Source organism: Actinoplanes lutulentus (assembly GCF_003259845.1).
Classification (GTDB): Bacteria; Actinomycetota; Actinomycetes; order Mycobacteriales; family Micromonosporaceae; genus Actinoplanes; species Actinoplanes lutulentus.
The window spans coordinates 38,609-59,893 of record NZ_QLMJ01000026.1; the positions used below are offsets into that span (position 1 = coordinate 38,609).

Consider the following 21,285-nt stretch of genomic DNA (forward strand, 5'->3'; position numbering starts at 1 on the left):
GCAAGGTGGGTCCCGTGGGACAGATGACTACCCGCACCTCGGCGCCTGCCGGCAGCGCCCTGGCCGACCACCTGACCTCCCTGGTCGAGGAGACGTTCGGCGCTGCCGACCATCTGCGCCGCCAGGTGGAGAGCCTGCTCGGCCCGCATGCCGTCTCCGCCGACCTGGCAGCGGTACGCCCCGAGGTGACCGCCACCCTCGGCGGCCTGATCACCGGCGCCGGCGTGATCACCACCCCGCTCGCCGACGGGCTGCACGGCCTGGAGTGGTGGATGGGCCGGAGCCCCGCGCCGACCCGGCTCGCCCTCGACCTCGACCCGGACGGCGACGACTTCTCCGACATCGGCCGCCAGCAGTGGTTCACCGTCCCGCGCGACACCGGGCGGCGCCACGTCACCGGGCCGTACGTCGACTACGTCTGCGCCGAGCAGTACACCCTGACCTTCACCGTCCCGATCGTCCGCGACGGCACCTTCGCCGGAGTCGCCGGCGCGGACGTCTTCGTCGGCGACATCGAGCGCATCCTGCGCCCGGCCATGCGCGCGGTCGGCGCCCCGGTCGCCGTGGTCAACAAACAGGGCCGCATCGTCGCCGGCAACACGGCCCACCACATCACCGGCTCCCTGATCCGCGAGCCCCACATCCGAGCCGCGCTACTGGCCGGCGTCGCGCAGACCCTGCCCGAGGGCGTCACCCTGGCCCCGTGCGGCGGCGACCTCCCCCTGGCCGTCCTGACCTGGCCATAACCCGGGCACACGCGGAACGCTTTGCGTGCGCTCACCGCCCCCAATCCCGCTTTATACGGATAAATACTCCGGGCGGGGTCGCGTCCGTCACCGAAGGTGAGCGACTGGCATGGGGCGCCGGCTCGATCTTGGAGATGTGTGGGTGCTCCAACCCCCACGGGTTTCCGCAAAGCCAGCACTTTCCACGTTTGCGGTGACAGCGCGTGACCAGAGCATTCGTGGGCTGCCGAAGTCGAAGCGCCGATCTCAGACTTCCCGGAAACTCGTGAGTTTGCGGTCGCTCGAACGGCCGAACCGCACAAGATCCGGATAGCGCCTCGCACTACCCGGGCGCGAGGCAGGCGCGGGCGCGAGGCAGGCGCGGGCGCGAGGCAGGCGCGGGCGCGAGGCAGGCGCGGGCGCGAGGCAGGCGCGGGCGCGAGGCAGGGGTCAGTCGGGGCGGATCCAGCCGAGCATTCGGGAGTAGAGGTTGTCGGGGGATAGGCCGTCGTGGACCGCGTCGGCCAGGACCGCGCCCAGGTAGATCGCGAGGCTGATCCGTTCCGGGCGGTACTGCGCGATCAGCTCGTCGCGCGCCGGGGCGCACGGCCACGGCTCGCCGCAGCCCTGGCAGGACCAGGACGGGCGCAGGTAGAAGTGCTCGCCCACCAGCATCACATCCCCCGGAGGCTCACTCCGTGCACATGCATGAGGACTCTCAGTAATTCAGCATGCACCCGAATCGGCCATAGCGCGCATGTCGCGTACCGGACAGATCGCCCTGGTCTCCGGTGATCATCAATGTCATACCGTGGGCGGATGGAGATCCGCCTCTGGTCCGTCGTCGCTGAGCCGGTCGCGCTCGCCGCCGCCGGTCCGGGCGCGGAGGAGGCCGGCGGCACCGGCGCGTGGTTCGCCGTGGGTCCGGACGCCATCGTCGTGATCGTCGCGGCCGGTGTGCGTACCGCAGAGGATCTGACCGTGCCCGGACCGCTGCCGCGCCTGGTGGAACGGCATCTCGCGCACGGCGCGTCACCGATGATCCTGGCTTTCGCGCGGCTTCCGGAGGGGTGTCTCGCGCTCGGCGCGGCCCAGGTCACGCGGCTCGGCCGGCGTCGCGGCGCGCTGCAGGACCTCGGCCTCTGCCTGGACGCGCCACTGCCTTACGAACTGCTTGATCGGGTACGCCCTACCGGCCCGCCCGGGCCGCAACCGCCCATCGACTGGGTGAACCTCCTACCGGGTGACCCCGGCACGGCACTGCGGCAGTTCGTCGACGGCTGGTACGCCGACATCCCACCCGTCCCCGAGGAGAACATCCCCGCCACCAGCGGGCCCGAGCCGCTGCGGGCGTTCCAGCGCGCCGCCGCCGGCCGACCGGCGGTGCACGGCCGCAGCCTGCAGATCTTCGGCGAGGCGATGGCGACAAGCGAACCCGGGACGATCGCGTTCGGCCAGGACGACGACCGGATCTTCACGCTGCTCACCGAGACCACCGGCGACGATCCGCCGGTCTGGTACCACGGGCTCAGCGATCAGCCGTTGCGGGAACGCGAGCGGCTCAACGCGTACCTTCTGCTCGCGACCTTGACCCACGCCGCGATCGACTCGTCGCCCGGCGGGATGGCTTTCGTCGACCGCGCGCAGGTCAAACGGATCGTCCATCCGCTGCGCCGGGTGCCGCTGCGGCCGGCGCGATGGCCGTGCGCGAAGTCCCGTTTCTACGTGGGGCCGGGCGTGGTGGCGCTGGTCGGCGAGGCGGACGGCGACTGGTACGAGGTCTACCTGGGCGCCCGGCACCGCTCCCTGCTGCGCCGGCTGCGCAAACTAGGCCTGGACTGGGAATCCTTCGACGGCTGAGAACGCCAGAAAAGCAGAAAAGCAGAACGGCCCTCAGGAAACCGGGGCGCAGGCGGTGATCGCCTTCGCCTGGCCGAGCAGCTGATCACGCGTCCGGGTCAGCTCCTCGATCGCGACCCGCATCGACTCGGTGCCGCGGACGTCGCCGGCCAGATCCCGCAGCGTGGTGAGCACATCAACAGTCGCGGACATCTGCCCGGCGGCCGTGGTGAGTCGCCGCACCATCTCCGCACGCGCGAGCGACAACAGCGGGTCCGACGTCAGGGCTTCCACCAGGGCACCTCCGGAATCGTGGCGGCCGACCGGCCGCCGCTGTGACCCCACCGATCGGCCGGTCGAGCCCGGCCCTGAGAGGACGGCCGAGCCCGGCCCTGCGATGACGGTCGAGCCTGGCCCTGAGAGGACCGCCGTTTTCCGTCAAACCCTGCCGACGACGACCGATGAATGGGTCATGCACCTCTGGAGTCGCCGCCCGTTCGACCTCCCGTTCGTGGCGTCGCTCGGGCTGTTCGTGTTCGTGCTGGCCTGGTTCGCGATCGGGCTGGCTCACGTCTGGCCGCACCCGATCATCGGCTGGCTGCCGCTGCCGGTGCTCTCCGCGCTGACCACGTACCAATGCTGGCTGACCGCCCGCAGTCCCGCGCTGGACGACACCACCCGCCGGTTCTGGGGGCAGCTCGGCATCGCCTGCGGTCTGCTGGTCTTCGGCTCGATCAGCAACATCGCCGATGCGTTCGGCGGGCCGGTGATCAGCCAGGCGCTCAGCATCCGCACCCAGTTGATCTTCGTCGCGGCCGTGCTCGTCGTCCTGGTGGCGCTGTTGCGCCTGCCCACCTGGCAGCGGACCTCCGGCGACTGGATCCGGTTCGGCCTGGACACCGGCATCGTCGCGCTCACCGGCACGGTCCTGCTCTGGCACTTCTCGATCAGCCGGATCGATTTCGCCACGTCGACGGACACCTCACCACGCTCGGTCCTGGTGATCATGCTGGTCGCGGTGGTCGCGCTGATCACCTTCGTGAAGGTGGCGTTCGCAGGCGCCGGTCGCCTGGACCGCGGCGCCCTGCACATCCTCTCGGCCGGTGTCGGCCTCTCCGCCTCGACCGGCGTGCTGACGCCGCTGATCGCCGACAAGCCGCACCTGGCGGCCAGCCTGATCGCGTTCCCGATGTCGCAGCTCACCGCCACCCTGGCGGCCCGCCGCCAGCGGCACAACGGTCCGGCGCGCGAGACCTCGCGGCCGGACCCGCGCCGGTTCAGCCTGGTGCCTTACCTCTCGGTGGCGATTCTGTACGGGGTCCTGCTCAAGGTCGAACTGCCCCGAGGCGGCGCGGAGGCCATGATGGCGTGCTCGGTCACCGGGCTCACCCTGCTCGTCGTGCTGCGCCAGATCACCACGCTGCGCGACAACAGCCGTCTGCTGGACACCGTCGACACGAATCTCGAGCAGCTTCGTGCGTACCAAAAGCAGTTGGACCATCAGGTCACGCATGACTCCCTGACGGGGATCAACAACCGATCAGCGTGGGCGGACGAGATCTCGCGGCGGCTCGCCGGCGGCGAGCCGTTCGTGGTCGCCCTGCTCGACCTCGACGACTTCAAGGTGATCAACGATCGGTACGGGCATCACACCGGCGACGTGCTGCTCCAGACGATCAGCAGGCGGCTGCGGGAGCGGCTGCGCCCGGAGGACACCGTGGCGCGGCTCGGCGGCGACGAATTCACCCTGCTCCTGCCCGGCCTGGACGACGAGGGAACCGAGGAGCTGCTGCGCGCCCTGCTGGCCGAGGTGCAGTGCCCGGTGATGGTCGAAGGGCACGACCTGGCGCCCCGGATCAGTGTGGGAGTCACCGCGAGCCGCCCCGAGGACACCGCCGGCGAGGTGCTGCGCCGCGCCGACGTAGCGATGTACGCCGCGAAGCGTGAGGGCGGCGGCCGGTGGACCTGGTTCGACACGGTGATGGACCAACTCGCCGACAGCGACGCCCGGCTCGGCGCCGACCTGCGCCAGGCCATCCTGCGTGACCAGCTCTTCCTGGTCTACCAGCCGATCGTCGAGCTGCCGCACGGCCGGCTCGCCGGTGTCGAGGCGCTGGTCCGGTGGCGGCACCCGGAGCACGGTCTGATCCCGCCGGGCATCTTCATCCCGCTCGCCGAGCGCAACGGGCAGATCGTCGAACTCGGCCGCTGGATCGTCGAACAGGCCGTCCACCAGACCGCTCGATGGGTACGCGAATACGGCGCCGACGCCCCGGAGAAGGTCAGTGTCAACGTCTCCGCCCGGCAGCTCAACGAGCCGGGCTTCCCGGCCGAGATGGCGGCGCTGCTCTCGGCGGCCGGACTTGACCCGGAACGCCTCGTCGTCGAGGTGACCGAGACCGCCGTGCTCGGCACCGGGATCGCCCTGGACGCCGTGCGCGCGCTGCACGATCTCGGCCTGCGCATCGCGCTGGACGACTTCGGCACCGGCCAGTCGTCGCTGAGCCTGCTGGTGGAGTGCCCGGTCACCTGGCTGAAGGTGGACAAGTCGTTCGTCGACGGGGTGACCACGGCCAGCCCGCAGGCGGTGATCGTCGACGGGCTGATCGGGATCACCCGGGGGCTGCGGATGCAGGCGGTGGCCGAGGGCGTGGAGACCGCCGAGCAGGCCGCCCGCCTCTACCAGGCGGGGTACCGGTTCGCCCAGGGGTATCACTTCGCGCGCCCGATGCCGCATTCCGACGTCGAATTGCTTTTCGGAGGGATTCGCCCGGACAACTCATTGCTGGAGATCGCACGCCGATAAGTGAGTTGATGAACGTTCGGCAGAAGCTTCTGGGCGGGTACTTGCTGGTGGCTCTCCTGCTGGCGGCGACCGCGTTCGTCGCCTGGCGCGCCGACAACGCCTCCGCGGAGACGGCAGCCGCCGAGGAGGCGGAACAGCTCGCGATCGGCGTGGCCGCCGACATCGGTTACGGCCTGCCGGTCAACACGCCGGACGCCATCCCGATCCCGCTGTATTACAGCCAGACCGGGCTCGCCAACTATCTGCAGCGGATGCACGAGACCCAGCACCGCGACGTCGTGGTGGTCGACGCCGCCAAGTACATCCTCGGCGACGTGATCCAGGAGAACGTCGGCGACACCTTCGACCACGACACCGGCAACCAGGTCGGCAAGACCATGGAGGACGGCGTCCCCCGGGTCTTCGTCGAGACCAGCGTGGATTACCCGGAGGGCATCAAGCAGGTCGTGGTGCCGCTGCGCAGTGGCGCCGGCGCGATGCTCGGCGCGGTCATCCTCGAGTACACCCCGCTCTACGACCAGATGATGGCCGGCGCCAAACAGGCCCAGAAGATCATCCTCACCAGCTCCGCGATCGCTCTGCTGCTGGTCCTGCTGATCGGTTTCGCGGTGGCCGGCTCGGTCACCGGGCGGATCACCGCGCTCACCTCCGCGGTCCGGGTCATCCGCAGCGGCGATTACTCACACCGCGTCACGACGGACGGCCACGACGAGATCGGCACCCTGGCCCGCGCCTTCAACTCGATGGCCGAGCAGCTGGAACGCTCGGCGCGGGAGATCCTCGCCAAGGAGTACACCGACAGCATCCTCGCCAACGCCGGCGAGGGCATCTGCGGCGTCGACAACACCGGCCGGATCGCGTTCGCCAACGAGGCGGCCGGGCGGATCACCGGTGTCGGCGTCTCCGGGCTGCTCCAGCGGGAGGCCACCACGCTGCTGCCGGAGGCCGCCGGCGGTCTCACGGTCGGCACCCGCGAAGGCCGCCTCCAGCGTCCGGACGGCACCGCGGTACGCGTCGAGTACACGGTCAGCACGATCGAGAAGGAGGACCGCCCGATCGGCGCCGTCGTGGTGCTCCGCGACGTCAGCCGGCAGCGGGCCCTCGAGTACGACCTGCGGCACCAGGCGCTGCACGACGGGCTGACCGGGCTGCCGAACCGCAAGCTGCTGCTGGACCGGCTGGAGCACGCGCTCACCCGGTCCCGGGCGGCCGGCGAGCAGATCGCGGTCCTCTACCTGGACCTGGACGGGTTCAAGCGGGTCAACGACAGTCTCGGGCACAACGCCGGTGACACGCTTCTGCGTACCGCGGCGGAACGGCTCGCCGGGGTGCTGCGGCCGCACGACACCGTGGCCAGGCTCGGCGGCGACGAGTTCGCCGTGCTGCTCGAAGCGGCCGATCTGCCCGTCGTCGAGGCGCTCGCCCGGGCCTGCCTGGACGCCCTGGCCCGGCCGTTCCTGCTGCACCACCGGGAAGCAGTGGTCACGGTCAGCATCGGCGTGGTGCCGGACGCGGCTCAGTACACCGACGCCGACGAGGTGCTGCGCAACGCCGACGTCGCCATGTACGCCGCCAAGGACGAGGGCAAGAACCGGTTCATGATCTTCGAGAACCGGATGCACGAGCAGCTGCTCAGCCGGATCGACCAGGAGGCACGGCTGCGCGAGGCGGTGGGCCGCGGCGAGCTGCGGCTCTATCTGCAGCCGGTGGCCGGCTTGCCGGACGGCCGGATGCACGGCGCCGAGGCGCTGGTCCGCTGGCAGGACCCGCAGCGCGGCCTGCAGCAGCCCGGCTCGTTCATCCCGCTCGCCGAGGAGACCGGGATGATCATCGAGATCGACCGGTGGATGCTGCGCGAGGCCTGCCGGGTGGTCCGCCAGTGGCAGGACCTGAACCCGCCGACCGCGCCGGCCTTCGTCAGCGTGAACCTCTCCGCCGCACACCTGGAGCTGGCCGATCTCACCGAGCAGGTGTCGATCGCCCTGGCCGAGACCGGCCTCTCCCCGCACTGCCTGGTCCTGGAACTGACCGAGACCGTGCTGATGCGCGACGTGGCGGTCACCTCGTCCCGGCTGGAGGAGCTGCGCCGGCTCGGCGTGAAGATCGCCATCGACGACTTCGGGACCGGGTACTCGTCGCTGGGTTATCTGCGCGACATCCCGGTCGACGTTCTCAAGATCGACCGCTCGTTCATCACCGGGCTGGTCGGCAACGGGCGGCAGCAGGAGCTGGTCAGCGCGGTCGTCCAGCTCGGGCACACCCTCGGCCTGCGTGTGGTGGCCGAGGGTGTCGAGGACGGCGATCAGCTGACGCTGCTCACGGTGATGGGCTGCAAGTTCGCCCAGGGATACTTCCTGGGTCGCCCGGAGCCGGCCGCAACGCTGTACGAGCGGCTCAACGCCCAGGTGCTAACGCCGTAGGTACAGGTCCCGCAGCAGCGCGATCTCCGCGCCGTGGTGGATGACCTCGCGGTTGATGTGCAGGATCAGCGCGCCCATCGAGGCGTCGCCGTACCCGTCCTCGCCGCTGGAGCGCAGCAGGCCTTCCTCGCCGAGTGCGGCGACGCCGGCGGTCCACGCCTCGTACCCCGCCTCGAGCTGGGCCAGGGCCTCGGCGGCGCTGCCCGCGTACTCGTGGCGCAGGTAATCCATCTTCACGCCCTGGAAGTGCCGGGCCACCCGGACGCCGAGCACGCCCACGATGATGTGCCCGAGACGCCAGGCGATCGTGGTGACCGGCGCCGGATCCGGTGCCGGGTACGCCCAGTCGAACACCATGTCACCGCCACCGGCCGCCATCGGGGCGCTGCTCGTGCCCCTCGGCCGGACGCTCCACGCGTTCGGAACCGGCTCCCAGAAGTACTCGTCATCGGTCAAACCGTCGAGCCGGGGACGCAGCCGGCTCCGCCAGTGCTGGTCGAGTTGCTGGCGCAGTTGACCGTTCCAGTCCGTGCCCATGTGCTCGACCATATGCGCCCGACCCATGGCCGGGCTGCCCAAATCGACAGCCCGGCCGCCACCCGGGGTCGTTCCGCCGGGTTACGCCGCGAGGTCGACCCTGGTGCCGAGGCCGCGGCGTACCGCCTCGTCGATCAGCAGCCGTGCGGTGGCCAGGTCCTGCAGACCCACGCCGACCGAGTTGAAGAGGGTGATCTGCTCGTGTGTCTGCCGGCCCGCTTCGAGGCCGGCCAGCACGTCACCGAGCTCCAGCCGGAAGTGCTCCTCGGTGACCGCGCCCTCGGCCACGGCCAGCACCGCCTCACCGGATTCGTGCATGGTCGTGGCGTACGAGTCGACGACGACCCGGGCGCGGGCCACGCCGGCCGTGTCGATCTCGCGGTGGTCCGGGCGGGGCGGGGCGCCGACCGCGTTCACGTGCAGGCCGGGCAGGAACCAGTCGCCCTTGACCAGCGGATCCTTGGACGGGGTGAGCGTGCAGAGCACGTCCGAGGCGAGAGTGACCTCACGCGGGCCGGCGACGACCTCCGCCTTGATTCCAAGATCCTTCTGAAGGCGGGCGGCAAGCTCGGAAGAACGAGACGGCGTCCGGCCCCAGAGCACCACCGAGCTGAACGGATGCACGGCCGACAGCGCGTGCGCGTGCGCCTCAGCCAGCGGTCCGGCGCCGATCAGGCCGAGGACACGGGCGTCCGGCCGGGCCAGGGCGCGGGTGGCGACCGCGGTGGCGGCGGCCGTGCGGAACCGGGTCAGCACCGCGCCGTCGATGATCGCCGCGCATTCGCCGGTCGTGGTGTCGGCCGCGAGGACGGTGGAACGCTGCCGGCCGGGCAGGTCGGCGAGGAGTTTCACGGTGGCCAGGCCGGCCGGTTCGGAAGCGGCGGTCATCGCGACGAAGGTGGCGTCGCCGAGGCTCGCCGACGCCGGCGCCGGAAGGGCGGCACGGCCGTGCGCGAGGTCGATGTGCGCCTGCTCGACCGCGGTGATCACGTCTTCGACGCGCAGGAGAGCGAGCACGTCGGAGCGGTTCAGGATGAGGGTCATGCGGAGTTTCTCCAGGTCTACGGCCTCGGGCCGCCGGTGAACGCGGCCGAGGTGGTGGGTTGCGCCAGGCGCGGCGGCTTCCGCGCCGATCAACGCCTATGCGGTACGCGCGAACGGCACGGTCAGTCCGGACGGTGCCCGGCTCCGGCCGACCAGACCGCTCACCGCGAGCAGCGCGATCACGTACGGGATGGTCACCAGCAGCGGCGCCGGAACGTGCAGGCCGACCGCCGGCGCGGCGAACTGGAGCGCCTGGGCCACACCGAAGAACAGGCACGCCAGCACGGTCGGCCAGGCCCGCCAGCGGCCGGCGATGACGGCGACCACGGCCAGGTACCCGACGCCGCCGGTGATGTTGTCGCTGAACGCGTGCACTTCGGCGAGGGCCAGGTCGGCCCCGGCCAGTCCGGCGGTGGCGCCGGTGAGCAGGACGGCGGCGTACCGGATGAGCCGGACCGGCAGGCCGCAACGGTCGGCGGTGAGCGTGTCCTCGCCGACCGCGTCGATCGCCAGGCCCCAGGTGAAGCGCCGGCTCAGACCGAAGGCCAGCGCGGCGGCGACGGCGAAGGCCAGGTACCCGAGGGCCGTCTGCTCGAAGAGCGCCGGGCCGATCAGCGGAATCTCCGACAGCACCGGGATCGGCAGCGCCGCGAAGCCCTCCAGGCTGCTGCCGTCGGTGAACAGCAGCCGGGCGCCGTACGTGGTGGCGCCGAGCGCGAGCGCGTTCGCGGTGATGCCGGTGACGATCTGGTCGGCGCGCAGGGTCACGCTCAGGATCGCCTGGATCAGCGCGACGAGCAGGCCGGCGACGAGCGCGCAGGCCACGCCGGCGACCGCGCTGCCGGTGACCATCGCGCCGGCCGCGCCGGCGAACGCGCCGGTCAGCATCATTCCCTCGACGCTGAGGTTGAGCACTCCGGCCCGTTCGCTGACCAGCTCGCCGGCGCTGGCCAGCAGCAGCGGCGCGGCCAGGCGTACTCCTCCGGAGAGGATCTCTTCGAGGACGGCACTCATCGGGCACCCTTCCGAGTCCAGATCATCGAGGCGGCGATCAGCAGCACCAGCAGGCTCTGCACGACCTGCACGCTTGCGGCCGGCACTCCGGCGGCCAGCTGCAGGTTGATGCCGCCGTTGGTGAGCAGGCCGAAGAGCAGCGCGATCGCCAGGACCGCGGTCAGCGATCCGCGGGCCAGCAGGCCGACGACCAGACCGGTGAAGCCGTACCCGGACGAGAAGTGCTCGGCCAGCACGTAGGGCGCGGTGGCGACCAGGCATGCTCCGGCCGCACCGGCGAGGCCGCCGGCGACCGCGAGGCCACCCACTTCGAGGCGGGCGACGCCGAGGCCGAGCCGCGCGGACGCGGCCGGCGAGTGACCCACAGCGGTGAGCCGCAGGCCGGTCGGCGTGTGCCGCAGCACCAGCGCGACGATCAGGGCGGCCGCGACGGCGAGCACCACGATCAGCGTGGCCGGTGACTCGATCGAGCCGATCAGCGGCAGCCGCGCGCCCGGTGGCAGCGGCGCCGACTGCGGCAGCGTCTCGGCCGAGGTGACCGGCTGGCGCAGCAGCGCCTCCTCGTGCACGGCGAGCGCGAGGACACCGGCGCCGACGAAGTTCAGCAGCAGCGTGGTGATGACCTCGCTGGTCCCGCGCTTCGCCTTGAGCAGCCCGGCGATCGAGGCCCAGGCCGCTCCCCCGGCGAACCCGGCGATCAGCACGACGGGCACACCGATCCAGCCCGGCACGCCCTGCGGCAGGGCCAGGCCCGCCGCCGCGCCGGTCACGCCGCCGACGCAGAGCTGACCCTCGCCGCCGACGTTCACCAGCCCGGCGCGATAGGCCACGGTGAAACCGGCCGCGATCAGCGCGAGGACGGCTGCCGTGTTGAGCGAGCTGCCGATCGCGTACGGGGTGCCGGTCATCCCCTCGACCAGGGCGTCCACCGCGACCGCCGGCGAGGTGCCGGCGCCCGCCGCGAGCAGCAGCCCGGCGCAGGCCGCCACGATCGCCGCGACGGCACCGACGAAGACCGGATGCCGGACCGCCGCGATCATGCCGTCGCTCCGATCATCAAGTGCGCGATCTTGTCATGGGCGCCGGGAGCTGCCGCGACGATCGCTTCGGAGAGCTTCCCTCGGTACGCGACAACGACCCGGTCGCAGAGCGCCAGCAGTTCGCCGAGTTCACTGGAGACGACCAGTACGGCGGCACCGGCCGCGGCGGCGGCCCGGATCCTGCCGAGCACCGCGTCGACCGCGCCGACGTCGAGTCCCCGGGTCGGCTGGGCGGCGGCGAGGCAGACCAGCGGGTCCAGGGCGAGTTCCCGGGCGAGAACCACCTTCTGCTGGTTGCCGCCGGAGAGCGCGGACATCGGCGCGGCCGGGCCGGGCGCACTGATCCCGTGCTTCTCGATCACCGCGGTGGCGGCGCTCCGCATCGCCTTCTTGTCGAGCAGGACGTGGAAACGGCGGTACTCGCCGAGCCGTCCCAGGTAGAGGTTGGTGGCCACGTCCAGCTCCGGGACGCAGCCCTCGTGGTGCCGGTCCTCCGGGACGACGCCGAGCCCGGCCGCCGTACGCCGGGCCGGGGTGGCCCGGGTCAGATCCTCACCGGCCAGTTCGACGGTGCCGGCGTCCGGAACCAGGGCACCGCTGAGGACGTGGATCAGCTCGGTCTGTCCGTTGCCTTCGACGCCGGCCACCCCGACGATCTCGCCGGGAGCGATATCGAGATCGACGTTCTCCAGCAGGTAGCCGCCGCCAGGCCTCGTGACCGAGATATCCCTCAGTGACAGAACGGGCGCTTGATCGATCGCGCGCTCATCACGCACCACCACCTCGGAGAGCCCGAGCGTCCCCGCCAGCACGGGCGCCAGGTCGTCAGCGGGACGGCCGATCATCAGCGGTATCAGGTTGTCCGCCGACAGGTCGGTGAGGCCGGAACCGGCGACCTTGCCGCCGCGCAGCACGGTGGCGACGTCGGCGACCCGGGCCACCTCACCCAGCTTGTGCGTGACGAGTACGACCGCGCCGCCGTCGTCGGCGATCCGGCGGCAGGTGGTGAGCAGGGCGTCCACCTCGGCCGGGCCGAGCACCCCGGTCGGCTCGTCGAGCACCAGCAGGCGCGGCTCACGCAGCAGCGCCTTCACGATCTCGACGCGCTGGCGCACGCCGAGGGGGAGATCGCCGACCGTCTCGTCCAGCGGAACTGCCAGGCCGTATCGGTCCGCCAGCCGCTCCAGCCGCGCTGCCAGCCCGCCGACCCGGAGCAGCCGCAGGTTCTCGGCCACGGTCAGCGTCGACACCAGGCTGAAGTGCTGGTGCACCATCGCCACCCCGGCGGCGATCGCCTCTTTCGGGCGGCGGGGCGCGTAGCGCGTACCGAAGAGGGACATGGACCCGGCAGAAGGGGTGAGAGAGCCGCCGACCGCGTGGCAGAGGGTTGATTTGCCGGCGCCGTTCTCACCCAGCACGCAATGCACCGTTCCGGCTTCGACCGTCAGGTCGACGCCGTCGAGCGCACGCACGCTGCCATAGGTCTTGGACAGGCCGGCGATCTCCAGAGCGATCACAGCGTGTTGATCTTCCCGGCCGTGATGTCCGCCTTGATGGCGTCCAGCTTGGCCTGGATCGCGGCGTCCGCCTCGCACAGGGTGATGTCGTTGTGCGGCGTGGCGGCGGTGAGGCCGAACTTGACGTTCTCGGGCTTCCAGGTGCCGGCGACGACGTGCTCCAGCGCGAACTCGATCTCGGCGCCGACGTCGGTCTTCACGAAGCCGGCATAGGCCGTGTCGGTCGCGCAGTCGTGCGGGATCGGGCCGCCGATCAAAGCGGTCTTCTCCTGCGCGGCGGCCTGCGCGAGACCCTTCTTGCCCAGGTTGAGGATCTGGCCGAGTACGTCGGCGCCGGCGCTGTAGTCGGCGAGAGCGGACTGCTTGGCCTTCGCCACGTCGTTGAAGTCGCCGACGTACTGCGGGGCGAGGACCTGGACCTTCGGGTCCGCGGCGGCGGCACCGTTGGCGTATTCCTTTGCCGCGTTCACGATCGCCGGAAGCTCGGCGCCGCCCACGAAGCCGACCTTGCCGGTCTCGGTGAGCAGAGCGGAGGCCGCGCCTGCCAGGAACGCGGCCTGCGCCTGCTGCGGGTCGTAGAGCGCCAGGTTCTCCAGCGGCTTGCCGTCCGCCGGGCCGCCGATCTCGACGAACTTGACCTTCGGGAACTTCGGCGCGACCAGCCGGACGGCCGCGTCGGTCTGGCCGCCGAGCGAGATCACCAGGTCGCTCGCGCTCGCGAACCGGACCAGCGCGGCCTCGAAGTCGGCGGTCGCGACCTGCTCCACCTTGCTGAAGGTGGCCTTGTCGGCGTAGGTCTTCTCGGCACGCTGGTAACCGAGGTAGGCCGACTCCATGAAGCCGTCGTCGGAGAGGGAACCGGGGAAGAGGACACCGACGGTGAGCTTGTCGGCTTTCTCCGTGGTGGCTTCCTCGGCTGAGCCGCATCCGGCCAGCACGACCGCCACGGACAGAGCTGCGATAAGAGGAACGGTACGCGCCATCAGAACGCCTCCGAGAGTTAGTGGTATACCGTTACGGCAGTCAGTTTCGGGGCGCTCTGTTTCACGCTTGTTAGCCGGTCGTTAGCAGTTGCCACGCCCCCCCAGGGCCTGTCCTGCCGATCTCGCGAGTGCGAGGCGAGGTCCAGGTGTCGGCTGGCGGCGGCTGGGCCACGCCGCAGCCCCGCGAGATCGGCAGGACAGGCCCTAAGGTGGGCTTGCGACTCTGGGGGTTTCGGTGACATCACTGCGCGACCGCGCATACGAAGAATTACGACGGCGCATCCTCGCCACCGAACTGGCGCCCGGCCAGCGCCTGATCGAGCGTGACCTCGCCGCTGAGCTGGAGGTCTCCCGCATCCCGCTGCGCGAGGCGCTGCGTCTGCTCGAAGCCGACGGGCTGGTCCTGCTGGTGCCGGCCAAGGGCGCGCTGGTCGCCCCGTTCACCCCGGCGGACGTACGCGATCTGTTCGACGTCCGCGAGTCCCTGGAAGCCCTGGCCGCCCGCCTGACCGCGTCCCGGCGCGACGACTCGGGCCTGGCTCGCCTGAAGGACCGCCTGGCGGCGGCTCGGGCCGCCACCGTCGCCGGCGACTCGAACGGTGTCGCCGCCGCGAACGCCGGGTTCCACACCGACCTGGTCGAACTCTCCGCGAACCCGCTGCTCAGCGCCATGATGCGGCCTCTGGAGGCGCGTACCCACTGGCTCTTCCGGCTGACCGCTCAGCGCGACCCGGCACAGCAGTGCGCGGAGCACGAGGAGCTCTACGCGGCGATCGAGGCCGGCGACGAGGACCGGGCGGCGCGTCTGGCCCACGAGCATGTGACCAGCGGGCGGGAGACGAGCATCGCCCAGGCGTCGCTGTGGTCCGAGCCCGACGTCGACCCGGAGGCGGTAGCGGCCCGCCGGCGCCGCAGGCCGGCCCCGCGGTCGTAATAGCCGGCCCGGTCCTGCGCTCGCAATAGCCTGCCCGGTCCTGCGGTGTGTCGAGTTCGGGTTCGGATGGGCTGTGTCGAGTGGGCCGGCTCGCGAGGGGATGGGCCGGTGTTTCGCGATTTCACCGTCCACCGCCGCAAGCGCGAGTTCTCCAGGCCGGGCTGCACACCGTGGCCGCCATACGCGGCAGCCGGCAGCCGGCAGCCGGCAGCCATATGCGACAGCCGTCGTGTCCGGCTCGTGCTTACGGTCGTGGTGTCGGCCCACGCACGACCGTAAGCACGAGCCGGCCCCGGGTCAGCCGGTGCCGGGTTAGCCGGTGCCGGGTTAGCCGATATCGGGTTAGCCGGCCCCGGATTGGCCAGTGACGCTTGCTCGGTGGCGAGCTTGCCGCAGGCGAGCCGTAGCTCAGATATGTCATGGGACTCGGATTACAGGTCTGGACTACGGCTCGCCGCCCTGAGCCGTCGTCCAGGATTGTTCTGGGACCTCGATGACAGGTCTGAGCTACGGCTCGCCACGGCGGCTCCAAGATCCGCGACCCACGAAGGGGGTCTCACGGGTTCGCGGCTGGCGGCGGCTTTTGTCACGCAGAGTAGCGACACTTCGAAGATGCAGGCAGATCTTGGAGGGCCGCTGGTGCTCTGGCCACAGCAAAGTTCCACGAACCGGCGATTCGTCCGCCGCCGCTCAATCGTCGGAGGCAATGCGTAACCATGCGAGCCCGGCGGCGGCGGGGCACGGCCGGCTTGTGCTCGTGGTCGCGCTGACGCCGGAAACACGACCGCGAGCACAAGCCGACCAGAGCGCACCGCCCGCAGCCGGCACACCACCCGCAGGCCGACGACCCGCCCGCAGCCTTCAGGCCGCCCGCAGACCGCCCGCAGACCGCCCGCAGACCGCCCGCAGACCGGCGACCCGCCTTCTGTCCGGCTAAAAAGGAACGGCCACCGCCCACCCGGGCTGATCGGGTGGACGGTGGCCGCGCTGGGGTGGTGCCGGCTAGCTCTGGACGAACACCGAGACCGTGCGGGCCGGGACGGTGAGCGTGCCCGTCGCGGACGTGAAGGACGCGGTGCGGACCAGCGCGTCGGCCGACTTCTGCTGGATCGGGTGCAGGGCGACCTTCTTGCCGGCCAGCGCCGTGACCTTCTGGGTGACCGCCGACGGGGTGGCGTTGAAGACCACCGTCACCGACTTCCACTTCGGGTCGAGGCCCCGGCCGTCCAGCGTCATGGTGATCACGCCAGGGGTCTCGTTCGCTCCGGAAAGCGGGAACGAGAGACGCTGCTGCACCTGCGCGGCGGTCGGCAGGCCGAAGACCGGTGATGACTTCCGGATCTTCAGGAGCTCCTGATAACGACTGTCGGACAGGCTGATCGCCTCGCAGGACGGGACCAGTGCCGGGTCGGCCAGCAGGGGCTTGGCGTACGCGTACTTCGACTCGTTGTCCGGCTTGGGCGGCAGACCCTTGCCGAAGCCGTTGCCCTTCGTGCAGTCCCACTCGATGGAGTTGAACCAGTCACCGGAGTTGTACGAGTTCCGGTCCAGCGACTTCGAGCGCAACCGCTCGCTGCCGGTGGTCACGAAGCCCACGCCCTGCCCGAGCACCGTGGTGGCCAGCGCCACCGACTGCGCCCTGGCCCGTTCGAGTGCCGTGGTCTGTTGCGGCAGCTTGAAGGCGAGCGAGTCGTACAGAATCTCGTTGTCGTGCGCGTCGACGTAGGTGATCGCCTCGCCGGGCGCGGCGTTGTAGCCGGCCGGTGAGCCGTTGTAGTCGATCTCCGCGCCCGTCGCGGTGACCCCGGCCGAGGAGGTGAACGAGTAACCGGCCAGGTTCCCGCTCAGACCCACCTTGATCAGGTCCTGGTAGTGCAGCAGGCGCGCCTTCTGCTCCGCCTCGGTCCCGTTCGCCGCGTCACCGTTCGGCGCCGTGAGCAGGCCGGATGCGAAGCCCTGCACCCGCGGGTTCTCGTCGAACGGGCCGCCACCGCGGACCGCGTCCCGGAGCCGGTCGTTGAACGTGCCGATTCCGGTTCCGGCCATCTCGGTCTGCGACGCCTGCACGAAGCGCGCGTTGTTCGCGACCTCGCCGAAGTTCCAGCCCTCGCCGTAGACGTAGATGCTCTTCCCGTCCACGCCGTCACGCGCGAGGGTGAGCCTGTCCAGCGCCTTGCGGACCGCCAGGATGTTCTCCTTGGGGTGGTGGCCCATCAGGTCGAACCGGAAACCGTCCACCTTGTACGCCTTGGCCCACGTCACGATCGAGTCGACCACCAGCTTGCCCATCATCGCGTTCTCCGGCGCGGTGTTGGAGCAGCAGGTGGAGTTGGCGACGGTGCCGTCGTCGAGCAGCCGCTGGTAGTACCCGGGCACGATCTGGTCGAGCACCGACTTGCTGTCGGTGCCGGACGCCGATGTGTGGTTGTAGACGACGTCCATCACCACGCGCAGGCCGGCCTTGTTGACGCCGGTCACCATGTCGCGGAACTCGCGGGTCCGGTTGGCCGGGTCCACGGCGTATCCGCCTTCCGGAACCGTGTAGTGCAGCGGGTCGTATCCCCAGTTGTATCCGTCGGTCGCGGCCACCGCGGCGACGCAGGCCTGCTGCTCCTCCGAGTCGGCCGGGAACGACGCCAGGTCACATGCCGGCACCGCCTGGTCGGCCCGGTTCTCCGGGATCGTGGCGAAGTCGAACGCCGGGAGCAGGTGCAGGTGGGTCACACCCGACCCGGCCAGCGACTTCAGGTGCTTCATCCCGGCCGACTGCGAAGAGGTGAAGGCCGAGAAGGTCCCGCGAGAAGCCGCCGGCACCGAGGTGTCCGCGATCGAGAAGTCCCGGACCGACAGCTCCGAGATCTGGATCTTCGCGGGCGCCGTGGCGGCCGGTTTCCTCAGCTTGTCCCAGCCCGCCGGCTTGCTCGCCGCGTCGTCCAGCGAGACGAACTGACTGCGGGTCGAGTCGGTGGACAGCGCCACCGAGTACGGGTCGGTGACCGACGCCGTCACGATCTGGCGCGTGGCAGGCTGCCACGCGGTCACCCGATATTTGTAGAAATTACCGCTCTTGAGGCCCTTCGACGACCACACACCGGTGCGGTCGTCGCGGGTCATCGGCTTGAGCACAGCGGACGCGGACGTCGCCGTGTCATAGATCTCGAGCTCGACCGAGCTGGCCGTCGGCGCCCAGACCGAGACGCCGGAGCGTGACGGTCCGAGATCCGAATCAACCGCGGCCGCGTAGACGTCGTCCAGCACGCCGGACAACTGCACGCCGGTCGCCGAGAGCAGCTTGCCCTTGGCGTCCCGCTCGGTGACGATCACCTGACCCTTGAGGATCTCGGTGATGTCGGCGGCGGCGGAGAGCTTGAAGGCGCCGTACTGCCAGAGGTGCGGGAACTTCGCCCGCTGCGTCTCGGTCAGGCCGTCCCTGCGGGACGTCAGACGAACACTTTGGTACGCCCCGGTCAGCTCGCCGTTCTCCACACCGATCCCGCCCGACTTCGCGTGGACCAGGTCGTACACCTTGCCGTCGGTGCCCGCGCCGACCGGCTCCAGGGTGTCCCCGGTGCTGGTCTTCCACGCCACCGTGCTCCGGTCGATCCAGACCGCCCGCGACTTCGCGACGTCGATCTCGCCGGCCCCGGCCGTGGTCTTCACCAGCGGCAGCAGACGGGTCTCCTGACCGCCGAGCAGCCAGACCTCGCGCCCGGCCTTGCCGAAGTCGAGCGACTGGTCGGTGGGCAGGTCCTTGGCGTCGCCGTTGTGGATGATGTAGCTCAGCGACGCCGCCCCGGCCGCGAGGGGAACCTCGAAGACCGCGCCGAACGAGTCGATCCGGGTGGGCAGCAGCGGGCTGGCCCAATCGGTCGGGTTGGCCGCGCCCTCCCAGAGGTGCAGGCCCCAGCCGGCGTAGTTCCCGTCGGCCTTACGCCAGTGGATGATCGCCGTGTTCTGGTCCTGCGCCGGATCCGGTTCACCGGTGGCAGCCTGACGCGTCGGGTAGACCGCCGTGTCACCCTGCTTGATCCAGATTTCGGGGTTCTCCCCGACGTTGATCGTCCGATCCGCGTCGGTGTCCTTCACACCGTCGTCGCTGACCACGATGAACCCGACACTCTTGGCGCCCGGCTTCAGCTTCACATAGGCGAAGCGTCCGTACGCGTCCTCGCCGGCGAACGGCTGACCGTCCGGCCAGGTCGTCGACATCGACGGGTCGACGTCGCCCCACACATAGAGGTTCTGGTCGTCGTATCCACCGGCCGGGCGCTGGTAGTGGACGACCGCGTAGCCCGCGGTGGTCGACGTCGCCTCGGGCGTGCCCACCGTGATCCTGCTGGTGGACGACGCGAGACGGCCCTTGCTGTCACGCACCACTGCCTTGTACCGCACTTCGGTGCCACCGGCCAGCCCGGTCAGGTCGTGATACACCCGGTAGGGCGCCTTGTCCGCGGTGCCGACGAGCTTCCACGGGCCGCCCGCGACCTGCGCCGCGAAGGTGACCGTGGCGAGCGGGTCGCCGGTGGTCTCCGCGACGAGCTCGGTCCGGGTCGGGACGCTGTCGCCAGCGGCCGGTTTGGTGATGGTGACCGAGGGGGCCGCCGTCGACTGGCCCAGCGACTTGTCCGCTTTCAGGACCACCGAGGACAACGCCGGAACAGTGACGGTGATCTTTCCATCGGCTCCGGCCTGCGATGCTTCACGCGTACCATAAAGGCCGTTGAATTTGGCATTTGACGTTGAAGTCGGGAATGTCACGGTCTGCGGGGTGGTCGCGTTGTTGACCGCGACCACGTATTCCTGGCGCTTGGCCTTGTCGATCCGGGATGCGGCGAACACACCCTCACCCTCGGCCGCATAGCGCGTGACCTGAACGCCGTCGACCAGCGCCGGGTTGGCCTTGCGCAGCTTCGCGAGGTCGGCGATGGTCCGGTAAAGCGGGTGCTGGGTGTTGTAGTTGTCCACCGCGTGGGTGCGGTCGGTGCCGATCAGGTCGTCGTCCAGGTAATCCGCCGACTTGGTGGCGAACAGATCCTGGCGCGCGTCCTTGTCACCGCCCGGGCCGGTGAAGCCCTGCTCGTCGCCGGAGTACACCACCGGCTGACCACGGGTCAGGAACATCAGCTCGTGAGCGAGCTGGTCGCGCTTGAGCTGGGTGTCGGCGGTCGCGGCCGAGGCGATGAACGAGCCGATGCGGCCCATGTCGTGGTTGCCGAGGAACGTCGGCAGCCGGTCAGCCGAGGTGTCGCGCGCGGTGTAGAGGTCGTCCTTCGCGTACAGATCGGAAAGGGCCGTCGCGGCGCTGCCACCGGTCACGAAGCCCTTCGCGGCCTCCTGGAAGGAGAAGTCGAGGGTGGCCGGCAGGCCGCCCTCGCGCACGTAGGTCGACTGGATCTCCTGGTCGGCGCTGTAGACCTCGCCGAACATGAAGAAGTCGTCGCCGGCCACCTTCTCGATGCCCTGGGCGAACTGCGGCCAGAACTCCAGGTTGGTGTGCTTCACGGTGTCGAGGCGGTACCCGTCGATGCCGGTGTTCTTGACCCAGTCGCCGTAGATCTTGGTCATCCCGCGGACGACTTCGGGGCGCTCGGTCCACAGGTCGTCGAGGCCGTAGAAGTCGCCGTACTCGCTGTTCTCGCCGGCGAAGGTCGAGTTACCGCGGTTGTGGTACACGTTCGGGTCGTTGAGCCAGGACGGGGTCTTGGCTTTTACGTCCGATTTCTCGGGGAAAATCGGCGTGTAAGGGAAGGACGTTTCATCCGTCTTCGGGAAAGAACCACTCGATGCGTAGTTCGCGTCCTCGAACGGCTGACCCTCGGTGTCCGTGTACGGCGACGTCTCCTTGTCGACGTACGTGTACTCGTTCTCCGCGTACTGGATCACGTCCGCCGTGTGGTTGACGATGATGTCCAGGAAGATCTTCATGCCCCGCTGGTGCGCGAGGTTGACCAGCTTCTTCAGGTCGGCGTTCGTACCGAAGTGCGGGTCGACCTGGGTGAAGTCGGTGATCCAGTAACCGTGGTACCCGGCCGAGACGTCCGTGCCGGTGCCCTGAACGGGGTTGTTCTTGAAGACCGGCGCGAGCCAGATGGCGGTGGTACCGAGGCCCTGGATGTAGTCCAGGCGGTCCATCACACCCTTGAGGTCGCCGCCGTGATAGAAGCCCTTGTCCGTCGGGTCGTACCCGGTGGAGAGACGATCGCCGGACAGTTTGCCCTTGTCGTTGGACTTGTCGCCGTTGGCGAACCGGTCCGGCAGGACGAAGTAGTACTGCTCGCTGTCGGCGCGCTGGTCGGAACCCCAGCTGGCGATGACGGCGGCGCTCGGTTCAGCGTTCTTGACGGGCGCGGCGGACGCCGGCACGGCTATGAGTGGGAGCAAAAGGCTGAGCAGAGCGACGCTCAGCCGTCGTTTTCTCGGTGCCAC

The 21,285-nt window shown here is 70.1% G+C and carries 14 protein-coding genes; 5 read left to right on the forward strand and 9 right to left on the reverse strand.

Translation table 11 applies throughout. The features are described 5' to 3' along the window. The first annotated feature begins 23 nt into the window (after positions 1 to 23). Complete coding sequence (locus tag B0I29_RS40120) at positions 24 to 746, forward strand: cache domain-containing protein (protein WP_111654416.1); 723 nt, start codon at positions 24 to 26, stop codon at positions 744 to 746. Between the two features lie 429 nt (positions 747 to 1,175). On the opposite strand, the gene B0I29_RS40125 is transcribed toward B0I29_RS40120, so the two are convergent. Beyond that, positions 1,176 to 1,394, reverse strand: coding sequence for a hypothetical protein (locus B0I29_RS40125; RefSeq protein WP_375790597.1), 219 nt, complete (start codon positions 1,392 to 1,394; stop codon positions 1,176 to 1,178). A gap of 150 nt (positions 1,395 to 1,544) precedes the next feature. Here B0I29_RS40125 and B0I29_RS40130 point away from each other — a divergent pair, with 150 nt between their 5' ends. Further along, positions 1,545 to 2,585, forward strand: coding sequence for a hypothetical protein (locus B0I29_RS40130; protein ID WP_111654418.1), 1,041 nt, complete (start codon positions 1,545 to 1,547; stop codon positions 2,583 to 2,585). A gap of 33 nt (positions 2,586 to 2,618) precedes the next feature. Here the strand turns inward: B0I29_RS40130 and B0I29_RS40135 are convergent, their stop codons facing one another. Continuing rightward, positions 2,619 to 2,858, reverse strand: a complete 240-nt coding sequence (locus B0I29_RS40135) for a hypothetical protein (RefSeq protein ID WP_146617046.1) — start codon at positions 2,856 to 2,858, stop codon at positions 2,619 to 2,621. Between the two features lie 178 nt (positions 2,859 to 3,036). Here B0I29_RS40135 and B0I29_RS40140 point away from each other — a divergent pair, with 178 nt between their 5' ends. Together B0I29_RS40140 and B0I29_RS40145 are read left to right on the forward strand one after the other, a co-directional pair. Continuing rightward, a complete protein-coding gene (locus tag B0I29_RS40140) occupies positions 3,037 to 5,370 on the forward strand; it encodes a putative bifunctional diguanylate cyclase/phosphodiesterase (RefSeq protein WP_111654420.1) in 2,334 nt (777 codons plus the stop codon). Between the two features lie 8 nt (positions 5,371 to 5,378). Beyond that, positions 5,379 to 7,790 carry a putative bifunctional diguanylate cyclase/phosphodiesterase gene (locus tag B0I29_RS40145; protein ID WP_111654421.1) on the forward strand — a complete coding sequence of 804 codons (2,412 nt, stop codon included), beginning with the start codon at positions 5,379 to 5,381 and terminating at the stop codon, positions 7,788 to 7,790. Here the strand turns inward: B0I29_RS40145 and B0I29_RS40150 are convergent. The 6 genes from B0I29_RS40150 to B0I29_RS40175 form a co-directional block, all read right to left on the reverse strand. Beyond that, a complete protein-coding gene (locus B0I29_RS40150) occupies positions 7,779 to 8,327 on the reverse strand; it encodes a DinB family protein (protein WP_111654531.1) in 549 nt (182 codons plus the stop codon). The genes B0I29_RS40145 and B0I29_RS40150 overlap by 12 nt on opposite strands. Before the next feature lie 81 nt (positions 8,328 to 8,408). Continuing rightward, entirely contained in the window at positions 8,409 to 9,371 is a 963-nt protein-coding gene (locus B0I29_RS40155) for an ornithine cyclodeaminase family protein (protein WP_111654532.1), read from the reverse strand. Between the two features lie 96 nt (positions 9,372 to 9,467). Beyond that, positions 9,468 to 10,385 (reverse strand): ABC transporter permease, encoded by a 918-nt coding sequence (locus B0I29_RS40160; protein WP_111654422.1) that lies wholly within the window; start codon positions 10,383 to 10,385, stop codon positions 9,468 to 9,470. Continuing rightward, positions 10,382 to 11,425, reverse strand: coding sequence for an ABC transporter permease (locus B0I29_RS40165; protein WP_111654423.1), 1,044 nt, complete (start codon positions 11,423 to 11,425; stop codon positions 10,382 to 10,384). The genes B0I29_RS40160 and B0I29_RS40165 overlap by 4 nt, the downstream gene beginning before the upstream one ends. Further along, the gene (locus B0I29_RS40170) at positions 11,422 to 12,942 is read right to left on the reverse strand and encodes an ABC transporter ATP-binding protein (RefSeq protein WP_220091553.1); all 1,521 of its coding nucleotides are present in this window, start codon (positions 12,940 to 12,942) and stop codon (positions 11,422 to 11,424) included. Before B0I29_RS40170 ends, B0I29_RS40165 begins: the two co-directional genes overlap by 4 nt. Beyond that, positions 12,939 to 13,925, reverse strand: coding sequence for a BMP family ABC transporter substrate-binding protein (locus B0I29_RS40175; protein WP_111654424.1), 987 nt, complete (start codon positions 13,923 to 13,925; stop codon positions 12,939 to 12,941). The genes B0I29_RS40170 and B0I29_RS40175 overlap by 4 nt, the downstream gene beginning before the upstream one ends. A 235-nt stretch (positions 13,926 to 14,160) precedes the next feature. Here B0I29_RS40175 and B0I29_RS40180 point away from each other — a divergent pair, with 235 nt between their 5' ends. Next, entirely contained in the window at positions 14,161 to 14,859 is a 699-nt protein-coding gene (locus B0I29_RS40180) for a GntR family transcriptional regulator (RefSeq protein WP_111654425.1), read from the forward strand. Between the two features lie 1,002 nt (positions 14,860 to 15,861). Here the strand turns inward: B0I29_RS40180 and pulA are convergent. Then, a complete protein-coding gene (gene pulA / locus B0I29_RS40185; protein WP_221402232.1) occupies positions 15,862 to 21,264 on the reverse strand; it encodes a pullulanase-type alpha-1,6-glucosidase in 5,403 nt (1,800 codons plus the stop codon). Between the last annotated feature and the right edge of the window lie 21 nt (positions 21,265 to 21,285).